General features: G+C 57.4%; 5 protein-coding genes. 2 read left to right on the top strand and 3 right to left on the bottom strand.

The genetic code is table 11. The features are described from left to right. Positions 1-1223 (bottom strand): ATP-grasp domain-containing protein (locus IRZ24_RS15250; RefSeq protein ID WP_297165744.1); only part of this gene is annotated, 1223 nt, incomplete at its 3' end. Between the two features lie 69 nt (positions 1224-1292). Continuing rightward, a complete protein-coding gene (locus IRZ24_RS15245; RefSeq protein WP_297165742.1) occupies positions 1293-2465 on the bottom strand; it encodes an NAD(P)-binding domain-containing protein in 1173 nt (390 codons plus the stop codon). Positions 2466-2960: 495 nt separating this feature from the next. Between IRZ24_RS15245 and IRZ24_RS15240 the strand changes: the two genes are divergently transcribed. Further along, positions 2961-4190, top strand: a complete 1230-nt coding sequence (locus IRZ24_RS15240) for a glycosyltransferase (protein ID WP_297165741.1) — start codon at positions 2961-2963, stop codon at positions 4188-4190. A 121-nt stretch (positions 4191-4311) separates the two neighbouring features. Further along, the gene (locus IRZ24_RS15235; protein WP_297165739.1) at positions 4312-5364 is read left to right on the top strand and encodes a GNAT family N-acetyltransferase; all 1053 of its coding nucleotides are present in this window, start codon (positions 4312-4314) and stop codon (positions 5362-5364) included. A 314-nt stretch (positions 5365-5678) separates the two neighbouring features. Here IRZ24_RS15235 and IRZ24_RS15230 read toward each other — a convergent pair whose 3' ends face one another. Further along, positions 5679-6419: a response regulator transcription factor gene (locus tag IRZ24_RS15230; protein ID WP_297165737.1), complete on the bottom strand. Its 741-nt coding sequence runs from the start codon at positions 6417-6419 to the stop codon at positions 5679-5681. Positions 6420-6545: the final 126 nt, after the last annotated feature.

Below are 6545 nucleotides of genomic sequence, written 5' to 3'. Positions count from 1 at the left end.
GCCTGAGGCCTGGGATAAGGGCGCATGAGGTGGGTAGCGCGCAGCACAGCCACCAGCAGATCGCCGAAGGCGGGCAGAGGGTCGTTCAAGGCAAAAACGGAGAAAGTGACAGGACCAACCAGCGAGCGAAGGTAGGCAAAAGGGTTGGTGAGGCCGGCGCGGATCTCCTGAAAGCCAGCGGGCAGGTCGGTAAGGAGGCGGAGCCAGCGCACTCCATAGCGAAGAGAGAGAGGAATTTCCCCCGCTATACCGATAGCCTGGCAATATTGCAAGTAAGGCAGGTCCAGACCACAAGCTATACAAAGCGTATGCCATCCCCAGGGGCGCAAATTAATATCGAGCAGCTTATAGAGTGAATCCCGCTGATCAAACTTAAACTCCACTTCAATCATGCCGCTGACGCCCATAAAGCGCAATATCTTCTCTGCCAGGGGGTAGAGAGCTGGGACCTCAACGGCCTCCACGAAGCTAGAGCCGAGGCCGTAGTCGATAGGATACTGGCGGAGGCGACGGGCGGTCAGCGCGGAGAGGACCTGGCCCTGAGAGCAAAAGGCCCCGACAGAATACTGCGACAGGCCGCTGCCAGGAATCAACTCCTGGAGCAAGATTTCATCAGCGTCCAAGACAGAGCGAGCCTGGCGATAGGCGGCCAGTAACTCGGCATAGTTACGGGCCTCCAAGGCCTTCAGGTGCAGGGTGTATTGCAGATGAACGGAGATTGCCGGTTTCACAATCAAGGGAAACTGGAGATCAAGGCTAGCGAGGGCCTCTTCGCTAGCTGGATACCAGGTTCGTGGGGCAGGAATCGCTAACTGCTCTGCCATCTGATAGGTCAGGCGTTTATCGAGGGCCCAGCGTGCGATCTCCCAGGGTGGAGTAGTGAGCCGATAGAGGGGGGCCAGTTCCGCATAATGGCGACTAACCAATTCAACAGCCTCATCCTGCAGAGGGAAGAGAACAGCGCCCTGCAGGGTGCTGGCGGAGCCTAAAGAAAGCAAGAACCTCAGCAAAGCTTCATCGCCAAGGGAGCCATGCCAGCGGATACGCCGGCGCGTGTAGCGCGAGAACCAGGCAGAGCGTGGCACGGCATCGATTACCATGCATCTGATGCCACGGCGTCCCAAACTGCGCACGACTCCCAAAGCCTTAAAATCACTTCCCAGGATCAAGGCGGGTGGAAGCTCTCCAGTTGTCCCCTGAACATGTGTACCAGCTATTGCCATATCTCCCTGCCTGCCGACCGACCTAGAGTAGCGCGACGGCTTCGCCGCAGCGGTAGCACCGGGGCCAAGCTAAGCAAAGCGACGGTCGCTCTGAACGCGGCGTAAGATCTGGCGAGCAGGAATCTTGGCCCCTGCCACAAAGCGGCAGATGGGGCCAAAGCTATGATTAGCCAGAGCGCCGGCGAAGTGAAGGCGAGGGACCGACGACTCAAACCACTCATTCAGAACGGGGTAGCCATCGCGAGCCAGAATCTGCTTACGCAGCGCCTCATCAAGGAAATCCAGCTTATGAATGTCAGGCCGATAGCCGGTGCCCAGGAACAAATGATCGACCAGGCGCCTGCTCCCATCACTGAGCGTCAGCTCCAGGCGCTCGCCGCGGGGAGTTGCCTTAACAACCTCCGCCGTATCCGTGATGCGGACGTGTCCTTCCACCCGGGGGCGCAACCATTCTGCTCCTGCTGGCCGGACGGCCCGGCGGTCAAGAGCATAGCGTGTCTTCTCAGGAAAGAGGCGGAAGAGCAGGGGGCTAGCGACCAACCAATTGAGACCTGGAGGGCCGACATCGCTAGGAGGGTAAAAGATGCGGCGAGCCGGGCCGGTACGATGGTACAGCGTGCGGTTAATCCAGATTACCGGACCGCGGGCAATCAGCTCTACATGAGCGCCTGCCTCATGAAGCAGCGCGGCTGATTCCAGGGCGCTCTGACCACGTCCGACCACTGCCACCTCGCGATTGGCAAAGCTCGAGAAATCGCTGTGTGCTTGCGTATGAGAAGCCAATTCAGCGGGCAGGTGACGGGCAAACTCAGGCACATAGTAGAACGGAGCAATACCGCTAGCGACCACAACGCGTCTGGCCCTCAGAGAGCGGCCATCCGCCAGCTCAATCACAAACGTCTCACCATCGCGAGACAGCCTGCTGATATAGGTTGGGTCCACATCAGGGACGGCCTGGCGCTGGAACCAGCAGCAATAATTGAGAAAGAGCCTAATCGGCAGCGGCTCCTGGCGCGGCGTGCCGGTTGCAGCACAGTAACGATCCAGACTATAGCGACCATCTGGGTCAAAGAGCGTTGAGGCGCTCCAGACCGACTTCAGATGAAAGCCAGCAGGCATCTGCTGCCAAAACTCCATTGTGCGGCCAAAGACCAGTGCGGGCTGCGAGCGCCCTTTCAGATAGGCAGCGATTGAAAGCCCATATGGCCCGGCGCCGATGACAACGGTAGTGTCATTGCTCACGCAAACACCCTCCCTCCTTTGGAGCTGATCGCAGTGGGTGTTTCCTGCCAACTGATAAGTGACCCAAGCTGCGAGAGCGATCTTCCTGTTGTTGACAGCATACTGCTCCTGTGTTGGGAAGCGATGTTCCTTGCGGTGAAGAAAGTGTCGTCATGAGAGGGGGAGGCATGTGAATTGGTAATGGTAGCGGGAGACAGAGCTGTGCCAGTGATTGCAAATATGTACATCCTGGCCTCAGAAGGAACACTTTCTTGACCAGGAGTTCAACCGTTCCGCGATCAGCAAGCGTTATGCTTACTGACTGAGCGAAGAGATCCCCCGAAGAGAGCACGGCGGGTACAGAGGGATCGCGGAGGCTCCCATCTAGCACATCTGGAAAGATTGTGCCTGGTCGCAACAGCAACCGGCGCGGGAATAGTGTGGTGTGTATCCAATGGAACTAGGTGTCTTTGCACGCCGCGCTGGCAAGCCGTGCTAAGCGAAAGAGGTGTTCCGATGAAGCTATTGGCGGTGGTCCCTTATGTCCCAGCCCCAACCTGGGGAGGGGGAGCGCGCAGCTTCTACGTGTTACAGGCGCTGGCGAGCAACTATCTGGTCTCACTTATCGCTCTGAGCCGTGATGCAGAGTCACGCATCGCGGCAAGCTGCAGACCACTGCTAGAACGTTTACAGCGTGTCGAGTTCGTGCCCTATTCGGCCCCGCGCTGGCGACGCTGGCGGCAGGCGCTCAACATCGTACGGGGAGCATCAAGCGCTATTGCCGATCGCTGCCCACCTGCTTTGCAGGCCGCCGTTGATCGGGCTTTGGCGAGCGATCACTATCAGGCAGTCTATGTTGATGGCGCTTTGACTGCTGCCGGTTTGCGGCTCCCCCTTACTCTGCCTGCTTTCATTTTGCAACATAATCTTGAATATGAGCTACTCTATCGCACCTATTGCGCTGAAAAAAGCTGGCTGCGTCGGTGGTATAATGAGCGCGAGTATCGCCTTGTCAAGCCTCGCGAGCTGGCGTGCTGTCAGCAGGCTGCTGCTGTCTTTGTCACCAGTGAGCGAGAGCGCCAGCTCTTGCAAGAGTCGCTCCCACAAGCCCGTATAGGAGTGGTGCCCAATGGTGTCGACCTCACCTTTTTTGCGCCCACTGCAGAAGGTAAGCAAGAGCAAGCAGGGCAGCGTCTCCTCTTCACTGGCTCGCTCGACTATTATCCCAATGAGCAGGCAGTGCTCTCCTTCGCTCGCGAATGCTGGCCACTGATTCGCGAGCGGTCACCGACCGCTGAATGGTGGATTGTTGGGCGCAATCCCCCGCGATCAGTACGGCGCCTGGCCCGGCTGCCTGGGGTGAGAGTCACTGGCACCGTGCCTGACGTGCGTCCCTACCTGGCGGAGGCCAGTGTCGTTGTTGTGCCGCTGTCCATTGGTAGCGGAACACGCCTCAAAATTCTAGAAGCGCTGGCGATGAAAAAGGCTGTTGTCTCGACAACGCTTGGAGCTGAAGGCTTAGCGGTAGTTTCTGGCCGTCATCTGGTGATCGCAGATACCCCTGGGGACTTTGCCAACGCCGTGATCTCGCTCTTGGAGGACGCTGAACGCCGTCAAGCTCTCGGCGAAGCTGGCCGACGTCTGGTCGAGCAGAACTATTCCTGGGATCACTGTCAAAAGCAGTTGGCAGCCCTGCTGCAGGAGCACCTTGGAAAAAGGCCGCTCTTCCGCGGTTCGCTGCTCTAGCAGCGGAGGGTGTTGCCTCCAGCGTTGAGGTCTTTGCCTGGAAGGGCGGACAGCGCGCCTTCAATGCCAGCCGGTGCTCACTAAGCGCATGATATTGTATATTGCGGAGACAGGAGCAGGGATGATGTTACATGCGACACGCTTGCTGACGCAGGAATGGTCTCCGGCGCTTGCCAAGGAGGCGAGCGAAACTTTCTATCTATTGCCCGAGTGGCTAGAACTGATCAGCCGTCTCTATGGATACAAACTTTTCCCCCTTGGAGTGTGCAACGAGGCCGGCCAGCTCTGTGGCTTTCTACCACTCTGTCTTGTGCAGAACCGCCCTGGAAGCCAGCGGCTGGTGGCCTTTCCTTTTTCAGATTACTGCCCCCTGTTGGCGGAGAGGCCAGAGCACGCTCGGAGCCTGGTGGATCAAGCGCTGGCACTAGCTGCAGAGTATAAAGCCGACTGCCTGGAGCTACGCTGTGGCCCTAATCAATGGCTGCAGGCCCATAGCGACTTTGTCATCAGCGATCTCTATGTACGGTGGGTGTTGCCATTGGCAGGTGACGCTCAGGCCATGTGGTCCCAATTGCGCAAGCCGGTGCAGCGGCAGATACGCAAGGCCACCCAATTGGGAGTACAGGTGCGCTTGGCTGAGCGTCGAGAGGAAATGCTCAGCTACTATCAGTTGCATCTGCGCACACGCTGTAAGAAACATGGGCTGCCAGCTCAGCCGAAACGCTTCTTTTTAGAGCTGTGGGACACTTTTGCCGCTAGTGGGCGGCTGCGCTTATGGCTGGCAGAGTACAGGGGGAAGCCGATTGCAGGGATGATTTTCTTGGTGGCAGGTGGCCTAGTCCGCTATGCCTATGGCGCTTCTCATGAGCGCTACCTGCCATTGGCACCCAATAACTTGCTGATGTGGCAGGCGATTAAGCAGGCATGCGATGAGCGGTTTAGAGCGCTGGATCTTGGGCGGACAGCCTGCGCTAATCAGGGCTTAATGGAATTTAAGCGCCGCTGGGGGGCAGAAAAGCTACCATTACCCTATTATTATTATCCTCGCCAGGCCGGACCTGTGAGTACCTCTGAGGAAAGCCGGCTTTACCGCTGGCTCACTGGTTGCTGGCGGTGGCTGCCGTTGCCTATAAGTGGCCCTCTAGGGGGCTTCCTCTATCGCTACCTGGGGTAGGTAAACGGAGCACCCTTGGCGGAAGGAATGAGACCCTTAGTGAGGGTGAGAAAAATAATCGCAGCAATCTAGCTCGATCTGAGGGAAAGGCCGAAGAAACAGGCAGAGGAGCTGACCGATGAGAAAGCACACACTGGTGGCAGTATTCGCTTGTCATCAACCAGACCCCTCTGCCCAGCGGCTGCGGTTGAGCGCTTCCCCAAGGCAACCTGATTGTAGCACTGGGACGTTCCTGGAATGCGCCGTCAGGGTCGGACAGCCTTGACGGGAGAGAGGCAAATCTCTGCGGTCGGTGGTGGCTGATCGAAGGCCTGTTAGCCAGAGGCTCTCTGTCCCTGCTCCGCAGGATTCTCGCCAGTCTCAGCCTTCTCGGAGTGACGCACCAGGGTGTAGCCTACACCCGGCACCGTCAGAATGTAACGTGGATTAGCCGGGTCCGGTTCGATTTTCTGCCGCAGATGATGGATATGTGCCTTGATCAGACTGGCATCGCCCTCGTTCCCGAAGCCCCAGATATGCGCTACAATTTGCCCTGCGGTACAGACATTATTGGCATTGACTCCTAAGAGATGCAAGAGTTTGCTTTCAGTCGGAGTGAGATGCACTGTTTTACCGAAGATACGCGCCTCATTGTGCAAAGAATCAATGGAAAGCGGACCAACAGTGATGACTGCGGGAGGGCGCAGAAGGAGGGTGGAGCGCCCGCGCCGGCTGACAGCTCGGATGCGCGCCAGAAGCTGAGCCGGGAAAAATGGCTTGCGCAGATAATCATCTGCGCCCTCCTCCAGGCAGCGAACTTCATCATGCACGTTGCGCTCCTGCGAGACGACAAGGACAAGGGCATCATGCCGTGCCCGCATCTCGCGGCACAGCGCGAGAGCATCTGTGTCTTTGAGAGCCGTATCCAGAATCACGAGATCGGGCTTGTGCTCTTCCCACTCACGGCGTGCCTGATCCCCAGAGTAGGCGCGCCGTACTTCATGTCCGAGCGTTCGTAGCCAGCTTGTCAGCATTTCAACAAGATCACGATCTTCATCAATAATGAGCAGTTTCATCAAGATACCTCGTTCTCATCGCTGCCGATAGTCTACTGGATTTCGTATAGTAGAAGATTTTGCCTTCCAGGAAACGCTCAACTCTTTAGTATTAAAACACAACGATCTGCTAATTTACAACTACTC

The organism is Thermogemmatispora sp. (genome assembly GCF_019683755.1).
In the GTDB taxonomy this organism is placed as follows: Bacteria; Chloroflexota; Ktedonobacteria; order Ktedonobacterales; family Ktedonobacteraceae; genus Thermogemmatispora.
This window is presented reverse-complemented; position numbering and strand designations above follow the sequence as displayed.